The sequence below is a fragment of the Pseudomonas fluorescens genome, from assembly GCF_902497875.1.
Classification (GTDB): domain Bacteria; phylum Pseudomonadota; class Gammaproteobacteria; order Pseudomonadales; family Pseudomonadaceae; genus Aquipseudomonas; species Aquipseudomonas fluorescens_BR.
Genome location: NZ_CABVHY010000125.1, coordinates 1 through 1,559 on the forward strand (window position 1 = coordinate 1; position 1,559 = coordinate 1,559).

Sequence of the window (1,559 nt, forward strand, 5' to 3'; positions counted from 1 at the left end):
GGGGCAAGCCCCCTCGCCACAAGTTTTGCGCATGGCCTGTAATAGCATGCGCAGTCCTCAGAATCTCAATTGAAGTACAACGGCATTTCCTTTTCCATTGCCAAGGGTGCGGAGCAGACACCTGATATTGAACAGCCGTTCGGCTCAAGGGTCGATATCCGCGGTGGCTTTGTTCATAGTCGCTCCATTGGCCCAACAGCTTGATTCGGGGAAACATGCGCGCAAATCGATTAATCATGGGTATCGCCACCTTGCTGGTGCTGGCCGGCTGCGGCAGCCAACGCACCCAGGAGGCGCCGGCACGACCGGCCGAGGTGAAGGCGAAGCTTGTTCGGCTATTGCCGCCCAAGACCGTTGACCGTGAGGGCTGGGCCACCGACATCTATGCAGCTTTCGCCGCGCAAGGCCTTGCGCCGACCACGGAAAACCTCTGTTCAGTACTGGCAGTGACCGAACAGGAGTCGACTTTCCAGGTTGATCCCGCAGTGCCGGGGCTGGGGAAAATCGCCCGGGAGGAGATCGACCGCCGCGCGGCAGCGGTGCATGTCCCCAGTCTTTTGGTGAACGGTGCCCTGATGGCTCGCTCGTCGAACGGTAAAAGCTACAGCGAACGCCTGAATGCCGCCCGCACCGAAAAGGAAATCAGCGGCATTTTCGACGACTTCATCGGCATGGTGCCAATGGGCCGCACCCTTTTCGGGAGTTTCAATCCGGTACATACCGGCGGCCCGATGCAAGTCAGCATCGACTTTGCCGAAAGTCAGGCGCAGGACTATCCCTATCCCATGGAAGGTTCGATTCGCCGGGAAGTATTCAGCCGGCGCGGTGGCCTGTACTTCGGTATCGCGCATTTGCTCGGTTATCCGGTGAGTTACTCCAAGCCGCTGTATCGCTTCGCCGATTTCAATGCCGGTTGGTACGCCAGCCGCAACGCCGCTTTCCAGAATGCCGTCAGCAGCGCTTCGGGCATCCCCCTGGCCCTCGATGGCGACCTGATTCTCCACGGCTCAATCATGCCCGGGACCACGGAACTGGCGGTGCGCACCCTGGGCAAGCAGCTTGGCCTGCGCAACCCGACGATCAGACGCCAGCTGGAGCAGGGCGACAGCCTGGAATTCGAAGACAGCACGCTCTTCCGGCGAGTCTTCGCCTTGGCCGAGCAGGCTGAAGGTAAACCACTGCCCCGTGCGGTGTTGCCGGGTATCGTGCTGAAAAGCCCGAAAATCACCCGAAAACTCACCACCGCCTGGTTCGCCAAACGGGTCGACGAACGCCATCAGCGCTGCATGAAAAGGGCAGCGGGTCGTTGACCGTGCGAACTGATCACCCATAAAAAAGCCCGGCTGATCAAGCCGGGCTTTTGGGTTGAGTGCCGCAGTAAGGCTATTCATGCATGGTTCTGATTCTGGGTCAGACGATCCGAACCACCTTCAGCGACGCGGTTCTCGATCAGACGATCCGAACCACCTTCAGCAACGCGGTTCTCGATCAGACGATCCGAACCACCTTCAGCGACGCGGTTCTCGATCAGGCGATCCGAACCACCTTCAGCGACGCGG

The 1,559-nt window shown here is 59.7% G+C and carries 1 protein-coding gene; it reads left to right on the top strand.

Going from position 1 to position 1,559, the window contains the following annotated elements; translation table 11 throughout:
• Positions 1–215: 215 nt before the first annotated feature.
• Positions 216–1,310, top strand: coding sequence for a DUF1615 domain-containing protein (locus F8N85_RS34085; protein WP_150804438.1), 1,095 nt, complete (start codon positions 216–218; stop codon positions 1,308–1,310).
• Positions 1,311–1,559 lie beyond the last annotated feature (249 nt).

Coding starts and splice junctions, on each gene's coding strand:
- F8N85_RS34085 (WP_150804438.1), top strand. CDS start 216: ATGCGCGCAAATCGATTAATCATGGGTATCGCCACCTTGCTGGTGCTG.